Origin of the sequence: Thiomicrospira pelophila DSM 1534 (assembly GCF_000711195.1) — a bacterium.
Classification (GTDB): Bacteria; Pseudomonadota; Gammaproteobacteria; order Thiomicrospirales; family Thiomicrospiraceae; genus Thiomicrospira; species Thiomicrospira pelophila.
Genome location: NZ_JOMR01000001.1, coordinates 931,312 through 945,942, shown reverse-complemented (window position 1 = coordinate 945,942; position 14,631 = coordinate 931,312). Strand labels below are relative to the sequence as shown.

Annotated in this window: 14 protein-coding genes; 3 read left to right on the top strand and 11 right to left on the bottom strand. The window is 45.2% G+C overall.

Annotation, left to right across the window (positions count from 1 at the left end):
• Genes rng through N746_RS0104525 form a run of 3 tightly spaced genes read right to left on the bottom strand, consistent with a single transcriptional unit; the run spans position 1 to position 4,866 of the window.
• Positions 1-1,473: a ribonuclease G gene (rng, locus tag N746_RS0104535; protein WP_029934300.1), complete on the bottom strand. Its 1,473-nt coding sequence runs from the start codon at positions 1,471-1,473 to the stop codon at positions 1-3.
• Positions 1,470-2,054 carry a Maf family protein gene (locus tag N746_RS0104530; protein ID WP_029934299.1) on the bottom strand — a complete coding sequence of 195 codons (585 nt, stop codon included), beginning with the start codon at positions 2,052-2,054 and terminating at the stop codon, positions 1,470-1,472. The genes rng and N746_RS0104530 overlap by 4 nt, the downstream gene beginning before the upstream one ends.
• Entirely contained in the window at positions 2,047-4,866 is a 2,820-nt protein-coding gene (locus tag N746_RS0104525) for an FAD-binding and (Fe-S)-binding domain-containing protein (RefSeq protein ID WP_051678510.1), read from the bottom strand. The genes N746_RS0104530 and N746_RS0104525 overlap by 8 nt, the downstream gene beginning before the upstream one ends.
• A gap of 167 nt (positions 4,867-5,033) precedes the next feature.
• Between N746_RS0104525 and N746_RS0104520 the strand changes: the two genes are divergently transcribed.
• Positions 5,034-6,749 carry a proline--tRNA ligase gene (locus N746_RS0104520; protein ID WP_029934297.1) on the top strand — a complete coding sequence of 572 codons (1,716 nt, stop codon included), beginning with the start codon at positions 5,034-5,036 and terminating at the stop codon, positions 6,747-6,749.
• A gap of 135 nt (positions 6,750-6,884) precedes the next feature.
• Here N746_RS0104520 and N746_RS0104515 read toward each other — a convergent pair whose 3' ends face one another.
• From N746_RS0104515 to N746_RS0104480, 8 genes are read right to left on the bottom strand one after another with little or no spacing between them, the layout of a single operon-like run.
• Positions 6,885-7,721, bottom strand: a complete 837-nt coding sequence (locus N746_RS0104515) for a hypothetical protein (protein ID WP_029934296.1) — start codon at positions 7,719-7,721, stop codon at positions 6,885-6,887.
• 60 nt (positions 7,722-7,781) lie between these two features.
• Complete coding sequence (locus tag N746_RS0104510; RefSeq protein ID WP_029934295.1) at positions 7,782-8,054, bottom strand: hypothetical protein; 273 nt, start codon at positions 8,052-8,054, stop codon at positions 7,782-7,784.
• Entirely contained in the window at positions 8,054-8,554 is a 501-nt protein-coding gene (locus tag N746_RS0104505) for an efflux RND transporter periplasmic adaptor subunit (protein WP_029934294.1), read from the bottom strand. Before N746_RS0104505 ends, N746_RS0104510 begins: the two co-directional genes overlap by 1 nt.
• Positions 8,555-8,558: 4 nt before the next feature.
• A complete protein-coding gene (locus N746_RS0104500; protein ID WP_051678509.1) occupies positions 8,559-9,863 on the bottom strand; it encodes a TolC family protein in 1,305 nt (434 codons plus the stop codon).
• Between the two features lie 10 nt (positions 9,864-9,873).
• Positions 9,874-10,386 carry a thioredoxin family protein gene (locus tag N746_RS0104495; RefSeq protein WP_029934292.1) on the bottom strand — a complete coding sequence of 171 codons (513 nt, stop codon included), beginning with the start codon at positions 10,384-10,386 and terminating at the stop codon, positions 9,874-9,876.
• 47 nt (positions 10,387-10,433) lie between these two features.
• Positions 10,434-10,949, bottom strand: a complete 516-nt coding sequence (locus N746_RS0104490; RefSeq protein ID WP_029934291.1) for a TlpA disulfide reductase family protein — start codon at positions 10,947-10,949, stop codon at positions 10,434-10,436.
• Positions 10,950-10,998: 49 nt separating this feature from the next.
• Positions 10,999-11,718, bottom strand: a complete 720-nt coding sequence (gene hda / locus N746_RS0104485; RefSeq protein ID WP_245603338.1) for a DnaA regulatory inactivator Hda — start codon at positions 11,716-11,718, stop codon at positions 10,999-11,001.
• On the bottom strand, positions 11,715-12,776 hold the full coding sequence (locus tag N746_RS0104480) for a DUF2066 domain-containing protein (protein ID WP_081835982.1): 1,062 nt from the start codon (positions 12,774-12,776) through the stop codon (positions 11,715-11,717). Before N746_RS0104480 ends, hda begins: the two co-directional genes overlap by 4 nt.
• A gap of 108 nt (positions 12,777-12,884) precedes the next feature.
• Between N746_RS0104480 and purM the strand changes: the two genes are divergently transcribed.
• Positions 12,885-13,931 (top strand): phosphoribosylformylglycinamidine cyclo-ligase, encoded by a 1,047-nt coding sequence (gene purM, locus N746_RS0104475; protein WP_029934283.1) that lies wholly within the window; start codon positions 12,885-12,887, stop codon positions 13,929-13,931.
• A gap of 45 nt (positions 13,932-13,976) precedes the next feature.
• A complete protein-coding gene (purN, locus tag N746_RS0104470) occupies positions 13,977-14,630 on the top strand; it encodes a phosphoribosylglycinamide formyltransferase (RefSeq protein ID WP_029934282.1) in 654 nt (217 codons plus the stop codon).
• Position 14,631 lies beyond the last annotated feature (1 nt).

Below are 14,631 nucleotides of genomic sequence, written 5' to 3'. Positions count from 1 at the left end.
CTACATCATCACCACATCAAAATACTCAGGCGGGTAACTGCTTTCAGCTTGAAAGCGGATAGATTTATTTAAAAAAGCTTCTAACGAGGCCACCGCATCGGATTCTTCATCCATAATTCTTGCCACGACTGACTCAGCCGCAATCACGCGGTATTTATCGGCATTAAACGATTTATCCATACGCGTAATTTCTCGAAAAATTTCATAAGCGACCGTTTCAGCCGTGCGCACGACACCCCGCCCATTACACATTGGACAAGGCTGACACAAAATCCGCTCTAAACTCTCACGTGTGCGTTTACGCGTCATCTCAATCAAACCTAAGCGTGATATCTCACTAATGGATGTTTTTACCCGATCACGCGCTAAAGCTTTACTCAAAGCTTCATAAACATGGGCTCGATGTTCTTTATCGTCCATATCAATTAAATCTAAAATAATGATGCCGCCCAGATTGCGCAAACGCAACTGGCGAGCAATCGCTTGAGTCGCTTCCAGATTGGTACGGTAAATGGTTTCCTCTAAATTTTTGTGCCCCACAAACCCGCCGGTATTCACATCAATGGTGGTCATGGCTTCAGTTTGATCAATAATTAAATACCCGCCAGACTTCAACATCACGCGTTTTTCTAACGCAGATTGAATTTCATCTTCAATATTGTAAAGATCAAAAATCGGGCGATCTCCTTTGTAATGCCCGAGCTTATCTGTGACTTCAAGCACATACATCTTGGCAAAGGCCTGCATCTTTTGAAAAGTCTCAGCCGAGTCGACTCGAATTTTTTCAATGCCTTCGTTCGGAATATCACGCAAAATTCTTAAGTAGAGAGGTAAATCCTCATAAATCAGTTTAGGTTTTTTAGCTTGAGTTGACTTAGATACAATTCCCTGCCATAAGCGCTGCAAATAAGTTAAATCCGCTCGAATTTCATGAAAATCCGCACCTTCAGCGACTGTACGTAAAATAAAGCCCCCCTCAACCTCTTGAGTTTCCTGAATTTGACGGATAACATCTTTAAGGCGATCACGCTCTTCAGGTTGATCAATTTTCTGAGACACACCCAAGGTTGTTTCGGCCGGCATATAAACTAACAAGCGAGATGGCAAAGAAATTTGCATCGTTACTCGAGCCCCCTTGGTTCCAAGGGGGTCTTTCACCACTTGAACCATGAGCTTTTGTCCTTCATAGAGCAACTTACTGATGTCCTCTGGATCATTCGGTGCACGTTGTTCGATTAAGGCCTGTGATAAATCCGAGACATGCAAAAATGCAGCACGATCTAACCCAATATCAACAAACGCCGCTTGCATACCGGGCAACACACGATCGACGCGACCCCAATAAATATTACCAACCAGGCCACGCTTTTTGGTGCGTTCCACCCAAACCTCTTGAAGCACACCATTTTCTACCCAAGCCACGCGGGTTTCATTAGGTGTGATATTTACCAGTACCTTTTCTTCATTACTCATTGAAACGCCTCATAGTAATGAGCCTGTGTTAGCAACTGACTCAGTTCAAATAAAGGCAACCCCATTACGGCTGAATAACTGCCATCAATACGCTCTATAAACTGTGCGCCTAAGCCTTGAATGGCATAAGAACCGGCTTTATCAATCGGCTCACCGGTTTGCCAATAATCCTGCATTTCTTGCTCATTTATTTCTCTAAAATACACCCAGGTTCGGTTCAGTGCACAAAAAGCCTCACCATCATTGACCACCGCGACAGCCGATAAAACTTCATGTGCTCGCCCAGACAGCTTTCGCCACATCCGCATCGCATCGGCCTGGCTTTTGGGTTTGCCCAGTACAAGGTTATCAACCTTAACTAGCGTATCCCCGCCAATTACCCAAATATGCGCGCCCGCTAATTTATTGAAACCATCCAATGCTTTTTCTATCGCCATCCGCTTAACAAAGGATTCCGCATCTTCATTCGGCAAAGCCACCTCTTCAATTGGGGCATTCACGGTTTTGAAACTCACACCCAGCTGACCTAACAATTCTGCCCGGCGCGGTGACATCGAAGCCAGATATAAAGGTTTAAACATCACGCATCTCCAGTTCAGGCAATACATGGTCAAAAATTTGCGCGACATGCTGTGCTTTACGCTCGGTTAAATCGGCAACCTGAGTTCGACAACTAATACCGGTCGCCACTACCCAATCTTCTGCTTGAGCTTCAGCCAAGGCTGGCAACAAGGCTTGTTCGGCGATTTTCACCGACAAATCATATTGGCGATAACCAAAATCTCCAGCCATGCCGCAACAACCACTTTGAATAGTTTTAACCACCAGGCCTGGTACTTGAGCTAATGCTTGTTCTACGTGTTCGGGTTTGGCCAAAGCTTTTTGATGGCAATGCACATGCAACCACAACTTACGATTCACACTCGCTAACTTGGGCAAGCGTTTTTGCGCCACTAAGTCCACAATTAACTCTTCATATAAACGAACCTGTCGATAATCAAATGCATCGGCTGTCTTAGGTAATAAATCTTTGGCTTCGTCGCGCCAAGTAATGACTTCGGAAGGTTCAACCCCAATAATATAATCATCCAGCTCAACCTGATTCAGCATTTGAATTAAACGCGCCAGCTCTTCACTGGCTTGCGGCAATAACCCTTGGCTGATTAAGGTTCGGGGCGAAGCTTTCATAAACACTGGTTTAACATCGAAACCCAGTTTAATCAGACTGCTTAATGTTGCTTTACCCACTTCTGGCTCTTGGAATTGGCTAAATAAATCACACAATACCCATACTTTTTGGCGAACATCGCCTTCAGCCATTGGATCTAGCTGCTGACTGCTTAAACTATTCCACCAAGCTTCTAAACTAAACGCACCCGCACCAGGTAACCGACGACGGCGATCAACCCCCAACGCACGTTTAGACAAACCAAAGTTTTGCCACCACTTAAACCACTTAGGATGTCGCACCCCCCAACTCATTAATTTATGCTGACGCTTTAAAGCCCAAGCCACCGACTTTTTAATGCCTAGTTGATAAGTAACTTCGGCCTTTAAACGCGACAAATCAACACTGGCTGGACACTCAGTCTTACAGGCTTTGCAGGACAAACAATGACTCAACGCGTCCTGCAATTCATTGCCACTTAAAGCTACTTTCGGGTTTGGTTCTGTTAAAGCACGACGCAATAAATTACTGCGTCCGCGAGTCGAATAAGCCTCTTCACGAGTCGCTTGGTAAGACGGGCACATTAAACCGTTTGATTTACGGCAAGTGCCCGCACCATTACATTTTTCAACCGCATCCATCAAGCTAATATCGGCACGCCAATCAAAGCCGGTTTCAAGTTTATGGCTGGGCTGCCGGTCAGCACGCTGGTTTTGCGTAATTGGTGTTTCACCTAAAATAACGCCTGGATTAAACAAGCCTTTCGGATCAAATGTTTGCTTAAGGGTTTGCCAGGTTGCATAAACCTCTTCACCAACTTGTTCTTTTAAGTAAGGAGCACGAATTCGTCCATCCCCGTGTTCAGCGGATAACGCGCCGCGAAAGCGTTTAACCAAGCTTGAAAAACGCGCCGCCAATTTCGCAAACACTTCGCGATCAGAAGGCTTGGCCAAATCCAACTCAGGTCGAATATGAATTAAACCGACTGAAGCATGCCCATAATAAACGGCATTCAAATTAAACTCAGTCATTAATGCTTGCGCCGCTTGATAAAAAGCGGGCAAGTTCGATACGGGTACGGCCGCATCCTCAATCACCGCGACGGCTTTTTTGCGTGAACGTTTGCCCATTAACAAGCCCAAACCAGATTTACGCAATGACCATACTCTTGACGCATCCGCCGGATCAATAATCGGCGCAGCATAGGCGCCCTGCTCTAACAACCAGGCCTGGTACTCGGCTAGACGCTTGGTTAATGTCGCTTTGGTTTGATAAAATAACTCAACCACCAAAACTGCTTTCGGATCGCCCTGAATCCAAAAACGATTCGCTTGTTGTTCGCTATTCGTTTGAGTGGCATCCAAGGTGGCTTTATCAATCAACTCAATCGCGGCTGGTTTAAACTTCAACAAGCCTTCCACCTGATTTAAAGCCGCGTCAATTGAATCAAAATGTGCGCAAATTAACTGGCGAAACTTTGGCCTCTCTACCAAGTTCAAAGTGGCCGCGGTCACCGTACATAATGTGCCTTCGCTACCACAAATTAACGGTACTAGGCTGAAAGGCTTACCTTTCGAATTAAATGGTTGATGCTCACGCAACATCACATCCAGCGCGTAGCCGGTATTACGTCGAATAATCGACGAATCGGGCGACTGCACCAAAATTTCGGCTTGGTGGGTTTCAAGCAACTGCATGGTTTCGCGATAAATCTCGCCCTCCAGATCCGTCTGCTGCATTTTTTGCACCAACTGATCCGCCGACAAATCTTCAAACACAACTTCCGCACCATCCGCCAACACTGCATCCAGCGACACCACATGTTCTCGCGTGGTACCGTAATAAACCGAATAAGCACCCGCCGAATTATTCCCCACCATACCGCCAATCATGGCACGATTAGAGGTTGAAGTATCAGGCGCAAACATCAAACCGTCTGCTTTCAGGTAATCATTCAAATCATCCTGGATCACACCCGGCTCGACTTTGATTTGTTTTTGTTGCGGACGGTACTCAATAATTTGATTCAGATACTTAGATACATCAACGATTACGCCCGAACCTATGGCCTGACCGCCCAGTGATGTGCCGCCCGCGCGCAACGTAATCGGATAATCTTGCTCAACCAAATCGCGGATACAGTGAACTAATCCATTACGGTCTTTAGGTGTTAGGACTCTAATTGGGGTGATTTCAAAAACAGACGCGTCCGTGGTGTATAACATGTTTTTCCTGGCTCCAAACTCAAGCTGTTAAATATTGAGACTATTCTACTGTAAACCCAAGTCCACGAGGACAAAGAATCCGTTTTGAACTCGCCAAAACAAAGCATCCACATGCTAAAATACGCACTTAATTTGAATAATACGCTGAACAACAAGGCCTAACACACATGAAAACATCGCAATTCCTGCTCGCTACCACTCGTGAAACGCCAGCCGAAGCCGAGATCATCAGCCACCAGCTAATGATTCGTGCGGGCTTAATCCGCCGCTTAGCCGGTGGCTTATACACCTGGCTACCTTTAGGCTTAAGAGTGTTACGTAAGGTAGAAAACATTATTCGTCAAGAGATGGATAAAGCTGGCGCACAGGAGGTACTGATGCCGGTGGTTCAACCGGCCGAACTTTGGCAAGAATCAGGTCGTTGGCAACAATATGGGGCTGAATTGCTTCGGATTAATGATCGCCACAATCGTGAGTTTTGTTTAGGCCCAACCCACGAAGAAGTGATTACCGATTTAATCCGTAAAGAAATCCGCAGCTACAAACAACTGCCGGCTAATTTTTACCAAATTCAAACCAAATTTCGTGACGAAATTCGTCCACGCTTTGGTGTGATGCGTTCACGTGAATTCATAATGAAGGATGCCTACTCTTTTCATATAGATCGCGCCAGCTTAGAAGCAACCTATCAAGTTATGTATGACACTTACCACCGCATTTTTAGCCGCATGGGCTTGAACTTCCGTGCGGTGCAAGCCGACACAGGTTCCATCGGTGGCGACGGCTCACATGAATTCCATGTACTAGCGGATTCAGGTGAAGATGCGATTGCCTTTTCAACCCAAAGCGACTTTGCCGCCAACGTAGAGCTGGCCGAAGCGCTGGCACCCAGCGGCGAGCGTCCGGTGGCATCACAAGCCTTAAGCGAAGTAGCGACACCAAAAGCGCATACAATTGATGAAGTCTGTGCGCTCCTAAATATACCGCCAACCCAAACGGTCAAAACGCTACTGGTCGAAGGGGCAGATGAAGCCAATCCAGTGATTGCCTTGGTATTACGCGGCGACCATGAGATCAACGACATCAAGGTCGAAAAAATAGCACAGGTCGCCTCACCGATGACCTTCGCGAGCGCAGACCAAATTAAACAAGTGGCCGGCTGCGATGCTGGTTCCATTGGACCAATTGGTTTAAACATTCCGGTCATCGTTGATCGCGCGGCCGCTTATTTAAGTGACTTTGTATGCGGCGCCAACAAAACTGGCTATCACGTAACGGGGGTCAACTGGGAGCGTGATGTAACACCAGGCCTGGTGGCTGACATTCGTAATGTAGTTGAAGGTGACCCAAGCCCAGATGGACAAGGCACCATTCAAATTCGACGCGGGATTGAAGTCGGCCACATTTTTCAGCTGGGCGATAAATATTCAAGCGCGTTAAATGCGAATGTACTCAACGAAAACAGTCGCGCCCAAACGTTAGAAATGGGTTGTTATGGCATTGGTGTAACTCGTGTAGTAGCGGCCGCAATTGAGCAGAACCATGATGAAAAAGGCGTTATCTGGCCAGATTCTCTTGCGCCTTTCCAGGTATGTATCGTACCGATGCAAATGCACAAATCACCACGTGTTAAAGAAGTCGTCGAACAGCTCTATCAACAATTAACCGCTAAAGGTATTGAAGTGCTGTTTGATGATCGCAACGAACGTCCCGGTGTCATGTTTAATGACATGGAGCTTATTGGTATTCCACACCGTATTGTGGTGGGTGAGCGCGGTTTGGATGAAGGCATGATTGAATACAAACATCGTCGTGATGAAACCAGCCAGAATGTTCCGCAAGCTGACTTTATGACATTCTTGATGGATAAATTAGCGAGATAATCTGCAATAGGTCTGAAACGCTTTAGCTCAGATATTAATAACTGGGCTTAAGGCTTCTTGCTGAAGATTCTTCAATTTGTAAGCGTTTATTTAAAAGACGTATTCTTCACTTTAACACTCAGTCACCACCGATGACTAAACAGGTTCTTTCTCCAAGGCCAATTGATCCGAGGCTCTCTGCAAAGCATCGCCAGCTTCTAGCCCTTGATGCATCAAATCATACGCCAACAATAAACGCTCATCTAAAAAGCGGGTTTCAAAATCACGTAACAAGGTTTGCCAAGACAAGCGATCAGCTTCCGTCTCTGGGGTGTGAACCAACATCTTAGCCAATAAACTCAGCGCCAACACCTGTTCATTTCGCGACTCTTGGGACTGATGAAAACGTTTAAACCCAGCAATTAAAGATAAAACACGTTGCTGCTGATCCTTATCCACTTCGCTCAGTAAATCTTCCAATCCATGATTAAGGGTTTCCCAACTGGTTTCATCCGACTGTACACCACCAGTGAGCTCCTCTACCGCTAAATTAAGCGCGAAACTAGCTTGCTGATAATCGTCCGGCTGAAAAGACAGACTTGAGCCGGTTTGATTAAAATCAAATTCACGTAATTCAGAATCAGACATGGACTGACTAGCAGCGGCTTCGTTCAACATAACTAAACGATGGTGGGCTAATAATTGGTCACTCGTGACTTGCGCAATATGGCAACCACACAGAACCAATCCGTCACGTTCTTGCAGGTGGACCACTTCGACGCTATCCAACGCGTAAAATTCAGCCGTGTCTTCAGATTTAACGCGCAACGCCAGAACTTGACCGGGCATGAATAAGTCCGGGTCATTCACCCAGAAACTCAAGCCAGTTAAATTGACATCCCAACCCTCAAAAGCCAGTTCAAAGTGTTCATCCTGATAGTCGGTGACTAAAAACTGGCGGGCAAATCGAGAGGATTGTCTCTGTTCTGACATAAGGCGCCTTTGTAGATTGGATTATTTGAAAATTAGCTTTTGCTAGATAATTTGCCCATTCTAGTCTTTTTGACGTGAAAATCCCAGTGCCTCGCAGTCAGACTGCGGAATCCAACCAATGCAACTGCGCACCTTCATAGATTGCACATTGCGTACAATCGGCATCACGGTCACAATACCCCATAAAATTTGATACCACTCCCAGCCAATCACCGACGGCTGACGTGCCCACCATTGATTATTTACCCCAAAGCGGCGGGTTTTAAAGGTTAGGTGAATCGCTAAACGCCAATATTTTACGCCATACTGAAGTTGATTTTTTAACGCTGACATTATTTGATCTCCAAACTAAATAGCGCATCATTTTCTTTAAACACGGTCGACCCTTTCGTAATAACCGTCTTCACTTCACCCGAAACGGGGGCTTTCACCTGAAAGTAATCCAACCAGGCCTGATGCATTTCCAGCTCAGCTTGGGCTTTATTCAACGCATTTTGGGCTAGTTCAAAATCCGTTTTTGCACGTTCATAAGGACGCCGCGCAATCACTGTACGGTCATACAAATCCTGAGTTTGATCAAACTCAATTTGCATATCCGCCAAAGCCGTTGCTCGATAAGCTACTTCCGCTTGCAAGGCTTTCAATTTAGCTTGATAACGACGATCATCAATTTTTAAAACCAAATCCCCTGCGCTCACTTTTTGACCGGTTTTCACCAAAACCTGCGTCACTTGGCCTGTCACCAACGCGCCTACTTTAACCTCGGCGGCTTGAGTTTGAATGCTCAAAGCCATCATTGAACTGGCCAGCACTAATAAAATAAGTTTTATCATGTCTTTACTCCGAATCTGTACCTGTTTGCTGAACAACCTTCGCCTGCGACAAATCATCCTGTCCGGTTAACGCTTGCATTTTTGCCCATAATAAAGCGCGCTTTAAATCAAAGGCCAAAGCGTCATATTGCGCTTGCGAAATTCTGACCATCGCATCGCCTAAATCGGTCTGCAACTCATTTTCATAGATCGCGCGTTTGTAATCTATATTGTAATCCGCGAAGGTTTGACCGGCTTGCACCGCCTGCTTTTCAACCTCCAGCAAACTTAATTGGAAGTATAAATTTGTAACCTGATCACGAACCTGTTGCTGGGCTTGATACATATTTGCTTGAGCTTCTTGTTGCTGCGCACGTTCTCGATCAATGCGTGACTTGGTTAAGCCGCCATCATATAAAGGCATCTTGATCGACAATTCAGCATGGTAATGACCTTCACGCTGTTCTGGATAACTCGATAACTGACCTACCCAAGCATCCGCGCGAATTTCCGGACGCTTGCCAGCACGTGCACTCTCCACTCTATAACCGCTGGCTTCATATGCCTGCTTCATCGCCAATATTTGCGGATTATTATCCATCGCCAATGCTAAATAATCTTCCACTTTTAACAGATTTTCAGGCAACTTCGATAAGTCCGGCAAGCTGACTCGCGAAATAATCGCATCCGAATGCCCCATCGCATTGGCTAATAACATCCTAGAGCGACGCAAATCAGCTTGGGCTTGTTGGCGTTTTACAAATACTTTTTGGTATTGTTCTTCAGCCTCATACAAAGTGGTATCCGATTCACGTCCGAGTTCATAGTTTTCCTGGATTTTATCAAGGGTGACATAGGCGATCGCCATGGCTTCATTTTCAACTCGGTAGTTTAAGTCGGCCAACAATACATTGAAAAAAGCCTGCATTAAATCCAGACGGTATTGTTTTTCAATGGTTTCCAACTGATATTGGTTGGCTTTGGTGTCATACAACCAGGCCTGGTCTTGATTCGCAGTACGACCAAAATCATACAACGGCAGACCCATATGCAGTGCCGCCATATTGTAATCTTGATCCTCACCTAAGAATTCACGCTTACCCAATCGAGCTTGCAAATTAAATTTCACCCGATCTTGTGCATTGACTTCGAATTGTTGCGCTTGACTCTGAAGCAGGCGTGCTTTTTGTCTCATTACTTCAGGGCTCATTGTCGCCGGTAATTCAAGCACATATTCCAAGGTTAGCGGTATTGGCAAAGGTTCCTGTTGAGCATAACTGCTGCCACATACACTCAAAAAAACCAAGCTCAAAATATTAAGTCGCTTCATACTCAACTCGCTACTTTTGTGCTTGTGCACGTTTGTAACGTGTAAATGGCATGTTTTTGTATTCGCCACTCACCACAAACTCACCCCACATCAAAAACTCTTCTTTAGTCGTTGTTGGTCCAGTATAGCGCGCCATGACCTTACCATCGTTATCAAACATAATCATGACAGGCGTAGCACGCACTCGATACTTTTTCTCCGCCATTTCCTGGCCGGAGGCAAACTCGGTGCCGTCAAAATCAACAACCGGACTTGCCCCTTCTATATCGAAACGATAGGCTTTGAAGTGTTGATTAAAATACTCTATAACATCCGGCTCAATCAAAATCGTTTCTTTCATACGGTGACAGAAAGGGCAATCATCCATTTCAAAAAATACAAATACGCCCAGCTTGCCTTCATCGCGCGCCATCGCCGCTTCTTCTTTAAAGTCGCCGAAACTCTGATCAAAAAAATCGGCGGCCCAGCTAGGCACCGATAATCCACCCAGCAAAAAAGCTAAACTCAATACAATAATCTTCATACCTCTCTCCTTAAGGTGTATCCACCACTTAGGCTTCAAACCGTCTTTTATTGCGGGTTTTTAGCCTCATATTCTTGTATAAATGCTTCCAGCGTTTCTTGATCCACCATACCAGCACGCCCCGCCACGATATGTCCACTTGGCGCCACCATGTAAGTACTTGGCAAGCCTCGCAACGGCCCAAACGGGGTTTTGTTGGCATTTAAGTCAATATCTTTGAAACGCACAATCGGAAACGTAACCATGAGCTCTTCAGTAAAACTACGCACCTTCTCTACCGGAATATTTTCATAATTGACACCCAATACAATTGCGCCATCGTCTTTATATTTTTCATGGAAAAACGTTAAGTCCGGCATTTCTTTAATGCATGGTGGACACCAAGTTGCCCAAATATTTACAACCACCCACTGACCTTTAAAGTCAGATAAGGTCACGTTTTTACCTTCTAAATCCACAAACTCAATTTCTTTAGTCTCGGCCTGCACCATAGTGGCCAACAAACTCAGAGCTATCATAATTAAAAAACCCATAACTCTGGTATTGTTTTTACGACATTCCATATTTATTCCCTTATTAATTTTTTAACTGGTTTGGTTTAAAGCGCCCAATTTATCTCGCCAAAACATCTTTGACAAACGGCAAGGTTAAGCGCCGCTTTTCGGCCAGCGTAGCTTGTTCCAATAGACCTAGTACAACTAATAGTTCTTGCAAATCGTGCGAAAAACGCTTGAGGAGAAAATTACCCACTTCGATCGGTAACTCAAACCCCTTGTATAACGCATGGCGTTGTAAGGCTAAAACCAGCTCTCTTGAACCCTGCAAAGCAAACAAATGCACTGGCATAATTGATACTAGCTCGCGTCTTAACTCATCTGTCACCACCGGCCAATGAATTAAATCGGCCGAACCTGTTAACAATACACGATGGCCTAACACGCGCGACTTAGCTAAAAAGTTTGCTAAAGCCCTTTCCCAGTCTGTCTGGCCGATAATTTGATCCACATCGTCCAAACAAACCAAGTCAGTAATTTCTAAACCATTCAATACGTCAGGGATCAGAGGCAAGGCACTATTAGATAGTGGGAAATACACACTTTGACGTTGCCTTTGGGTATAAAAGCGACAAGATGCCTGTAACAGGTGCGTTTTACCTGCGCCACTTTCACCAAAAAAATAATAACAACCAGCATAACGAGCATTATCATGCTGTTGTAAATGGCTTAAAACCAAAGCAATTGATTCTTGCTCAGCTACAAACGTCTCAAAACTAGCGTCTTCTCGCAGGTTAATTTTAAGCGGCAATTGCACCGACATGGTTTTATGACTCATGGCTCAAAACGCCCTTTTAACTGACTGCCAAAAAGCGACTCTTCAATTAAACGTAAATTTGGCACGCCTTCCATTAACTTGACCACGTTCGAATAACGCCCTTGGTAAAAAATATCAAAACGAACTTGTTGGCCATCCACCTCAACCATACTTACCTCGTTCAGCGCCGGACGCAATTGTTTTAAAAACCTTTCCATTTCAATCAAGGCTTCATAAGATGGAATCGCTTCCACCGTCAAACTCATCAAACCATAACTGTCAGCCCCTTCACGATATGGACGCGAATAAAGCTCAAGCAAACTATCAAAAGTGCCTTGCAACAAACTTAAAAAGTCCTCGCCAGTTTCATCCGATTGCAAAACGCGCTCACCGCTTTCACGCTCATACAAAGACCAAACCAAACTTGAAACATCACCAATAACGTCGGCCTTAAATACCAAAACATAATCCGCCCCAGCAGCACTCGCCATCGAAACCAGTTCGTTATTTAACTTGTTTCGAGACACCAAACGCTCTGGGTTAATACCGTTAAAATCTGCTTCTTTCTCCGGCTCTGTCATAAATAAAGCTAAAAGATTAGCGTAATCGCGATAATCTAAATCAACACGATACTGCAAACTTTCATCACTCAAATTCACTTTTAAACCCTGTTGTTCCCACTGCCCAATCAACAAAGTTCTAGGACGTTCGCTTAATGGCCAAACTTGAATCCCGTCGCGCTGAAAATCACGTAACAAACGGTTTTGATCAAACTGCACCACCAGCTTTTGCCCCACTACCACGCCGTCTACCTCTCGATTTTCAACCTGATAACTCTTGACCCATCGACGCGCTTGTTCTATATAAGTTTCGGCTTGTGGATGGTTTAACGCCGCCTCCCCACCCACGACGCGAATCAATAAATCCCTCATTGACGAGGTCAGTAAATCGTTTAGCTGGCTTGAATGATATTTTTCAACTGGTTTCTCAACCACAAACAGATTCAGGTCTGACTGTGCTTGAACGCTTTGTGCCGCAAAAAAAATGCTCAATATTATTGGAATTAGAAAAGTTCTCATACCCGCCTCGGTGATTTTTAGTTACAATATCATAATATTTTTTAACCCTTGGGGCTTGGTTGTTTTCAATCGAACTCCTATTCAATCTAAGAACTGACCCGAATCCTTATGACAAGCAAACCTTCCTTAAGCTACAAAGACGCTGGTGTTGACATCGATGCTGGCGACGCACTTGTTGATGCCATTAAACCTATAGCCAAAGCCACTCGCCGCCCAGAAGTGATGGCCTCGCTAGGTGGATTTGGTGCACTATTTGAACTTCCTATCAATAAATACAAAAACCCCGTACTAGTCTCTGGTACGGACGGCGTAGGCACAAAACTGCGTTTAGCGATTGATAGCGGTAAACACGATCAAGTCGGCATCGACTTAGTGGCTATGTGTGTTAATGACTTGATTGTTCAAGGTGCCGAACCACTATTCTTCTTGGACTACTACGCCACTGGCAAACTTGATTTATATGTTGCCAAAGACGTTATCCAAGGCATTGGCGAAGGTTGCCAGCAAGCAGGTTGCGCACTCATCGGTGGCGAAACCGCTGAAATGCCGGGCATGTATCCAGTGGGGGATTATGATCTAGCTGGTTTTTGTGTTGGTATTGTCGAAAAAGAAGATTTAATTGATGGCTCGGCTGTCAAAAGTGGTGATGTTCTAATTGGTTTAGCCTCTTCCGGCCCTCACTCAAACGGTTACTCGTTAATTCGCAAAATTATCGAGGTCAGCGGTGAAAACCTAAATACCGATTTGAACGGTCAGCCCTTAATTGACGCCTTAATGGCGCCTACTCGTATTTATGTTAAGCCGTTGCTTGAGCTAATGAAGCAAATCAAAGTGCACGCTTTATCGCATATTACTGGTGGTGGCTTGGTGGAAAATATTCCACGCGTATTACCAGATAACACCTGTGCAAAAATTCGCACTCAAGCTTGGCAAAGACCAGCCGTATTTGACTGGCTACAAGAAGCCGGCAATGTTGAATATGTAGAAATGCACCGTACCTTTAACTGCGGCATCGGCATGGTGATCGCAGTGGATGCAAAAAACCAAGACAAAACACTGGAGTTACTTGCCCAACTCGGCGAAACCGCCAATGTTATTGGTGAGATTGTCTCTAGTGATCAAACTGAACCGCATGTTCAGTTAATTGCCGATTAATTGTTATTCAACGCCGAGCTTCCCCACTCGGCGCTAAGGTTAAGCATGCAACAAAGTCCGCTTCGCGTTGTGGTTTTAATATCAGGTAACGGTTCGAACCTACAAGCCCTGATTGACCGACAAAACCAAGCTGATTGCGCTTATCAAATCGTCAAGGTCATTTCAAACAAGGCGGACGCCTTTGGTTTAGAACGCGCCAAACAACATCTGATTGAAGTCGACACGGTTCCCCACCAAAGCTTTGATGACCGCGAAACGTTCGAGCAGGCTTTAATCCACTCCATTGATCAAGCCCAACCAGGCCTGGTGGTCTTGGCTGGCTTTATGCGTATTCTAACCCCTTTATTTACCCAGCATTACGTTGGGCGCATGCTCAATATCCACCCTTCTTTACTACCCAAATACCCAGGTTTACAAACCCACCAACGCGCACTCGACGCTGGCGATAAACAACATGGCCTAAGCATTCACTTTGTCACCGATGAGCTCGATGGCGGACCCGTGGTTTTACAAGCTACCACCAATATTCAAGCGAATGATTCCGTCGAAACCCTAAAAGCTAAAGTCCATGAATTAGAACATCAAGCTTATCCTTTGGTGGTTAATCTATTTGCACAAGGTAAGCTCAACTATCAAAACCACCAGGCCTGGTGGTCAGGACAAGCTTTGACCACTCCGCTACAAATCGAAGATTTGTAGC